Raw genomic sequence first — 2,178 nt, forward strand, 5'->3', positions numbered from 1 at the left:
GAAAGTCATGTTTTTGGCGACGAGACTTAATCTCGTCACCATTTTGAGCCGGGAACTCCCATTTTTTGGCCACGAGATCTAATCTCGTCGCTATTTTTGGGCAGAAAACTCGATTTTTTGGCGACGAGACCTGATCTCGTCACCATTTTGGGGTGAAAAACTCGATTTTTTGGCGACGAGCCCCGTTCTCGTCGTCATTTTGAGCCGAGAAACCCCATTTTTTGGCGACGAGACCTAATCACGTCGCTGTTTTTGTGTGAGAAAGTCGTATTTTTGACGACGAAGCCTGATCTCGTTGCCAATTTGAAGGGAGAAACACCCCATTTTGCCGACGAATCATTTCTCCCAAAATGAAAATAATAAGTAAGAAAAAATAAAAAATGGGTGATTGATTTATGCAAAAAACAAGTAAAGGACTTTCAGCATGGCAATTAGCTTTAATGTCATTAGGAAGTGTGATCGGGGGTTCTTTTTTCCTTGGTTTATCAGTAGCAATGAATGCAGCCGGCCCCTCGATTATTATTTCATTTATTTTATCGGGAATATTAGTTTATTTTATTCTATATGCTTTATCTGAAATGACGGTCGCCAACCCGGAAAAAGGATCTTTTAGTACTTTTGCGGCAAAAGAACTCGGGCAAGGAATGGGGTTTATCGTGGGCTGGATATATTGGACCGGAATCGTCCTATCAATGTCCAGTGAAGCGACAGCCATATCGATCTTATTACGGGAATGGTTCCCAAATGTATCAATTCCAATTATGGGAAGTTTGATTATCGTTGGCGTTACTCTACTCAATCTCCTTGGTGTCGAAAAACTGGGGAAAATTGAAAGCTTCTTATCAAGTGTAAAAATATTTATGATTATTTTCTTTATTTTGACTGCATTGGTTTTAATATTTGGAGTACTTCCGAGAGCAAATCCTATCGGTCTTGGTGAATTGGCAAACGAGCCTTTTATGGCAGGCGGAATTAGCGGAATTGCAGGTAGTATGTTATTGGTCATTTTTGCTTATGCTGGGTTTGAGGTAATCGGTTTAGCTGCTTCTGAGGCAGAGAATCCAAGGGAAACCATTCCAAAAGCGATTCGCTACACGGTATTTAGTCTTGTAGGACTATATGTCGTTTATGCTGCTGTAATACTGCCACTAATCCCGACTTCAGCTCTGAATGAAAATGTGAGTCCCATTGTTGCTTCATTGGACAGATGGGGAATTACTTGGGCAGGGTCGGTATTGAATCTTGTGTTAATATCAGCTATCCTTTCAGCGATGATGGCGGCAATATTTGGTTTAGGTAGAATGATCAGGTCTTTAACTGATGAAGGGTATGCACCGAGATGGTTAAAAGATACAAAAGACGTTCCTTACCGGGGTATTTTATTCTCCGGAATGACCATGCTTGTCGGACTCAGTTTTGGTCTTTTGTTCCCGCGGGTATACTTAGTTTTAATTTCAACAGGTGGCTTTTCCTTAATTTTTACATATGTGATTATTATGGCTACCCATATCCGTTTTCGACAAAGAAATGGGTGTCCACCGGATGGTATTTGCCAAATGCGGGGTTTTCCGTATACGTCGTGGATTACCTTGATCAGTATGATTGTAGTGCTTGTATGCATGCCTTTAATTCCTGGTCAGGGTGTTGGGTTATTTGCCGGATTAGCTATGGTTGCAATGTTTTCACTTATATATTTAGGACTTAGTTTTCAATTAAAGGCTCGGGCACGCGGGCAAGCTATTGCAAAAATCCCACCATCTTTCAGTACTGAATTCGCAGTGGAGCCTTTGGAGGAGAACAATACGGAAGAGAAAAGAGAAGACTAAAACGGTGTCTATCCCGGTAAGTGGTAGACTATCGCGAATACACCTTGAAGGAAGCCTAAACGGGGAGTCATGATAGGCAAATGCCAAAATTAAAGAAGGAACCCCAGTCTATATTCACTGAACTGGGGGTTGATGTGACTAGCAATTAAGAAATAAACTTTCTAACATCGTCCAAACTAGTATAATTAAAAATATTACTTAGTATTAATTCCAAGCTTATGACATCCAGTTTTGAAATTTTTTCTGTCAGTTCTCTCGGCAATACACCAAATTTTTCTGTCAGCTGTTGAAGAGCGATTTTAGATAATGCTTTTGCTTGCCCCAGTTCAATTCCTTTTTCAATTCCTTTTTC

General features: G+C 40.4%; 2 protein-coding genes. One reads left to right on the forward strand and one right to left on the reverse strand.

Going from position 1 to position 2,178, the window contains the following annotated elements; genetic code table 11:
• Positions 1-395 precede the first annotated feature (395 nt).
• Positions 396-1,826: an amino acid permease gene (locus LIZ98_RS17300; protein ID WP_227140371.1), complete on the forward strand. Its 1,431-nt coding sequence runs from the start codon at positions 396-398 to the stop codon at positions 1,824-1,826.
• Between the two features lie 145 nt (positions 1,827-1,971).
• Here the strand turns inward: LIZ98_RS17300 and LIZ98_RS17305 are convergent.
• On the reverse strand, positions 1,972-2,178 hold a 207-nt coding region (locus LIZ98_RS17305; RefSeq protein ID WP_227140372.1), incomplete at its 5' end, for a DUF4351 domain-containing protein.

Origin of the sequence: Caldibacillus sp. 210928-DFI.2.18 (assembly GCF_020554505.1) — a bacterium.
GTDB classification, from domain to species: Bacteria; Bacillota; Bacilli; order Bacillales; family Caldibacillaceae; genus Caldifermentibacillus; species Caldifermentibacillus hisashii.

Coding starts and splice junctions, on each gene's coding strand:
- LIZ98_RS17300 (WP_227140371.1), top strand. CDS start 396: ATGCAAAAAACAAGTAAAGGACTTTCAGCATGGCAATTAGCTTTAATG.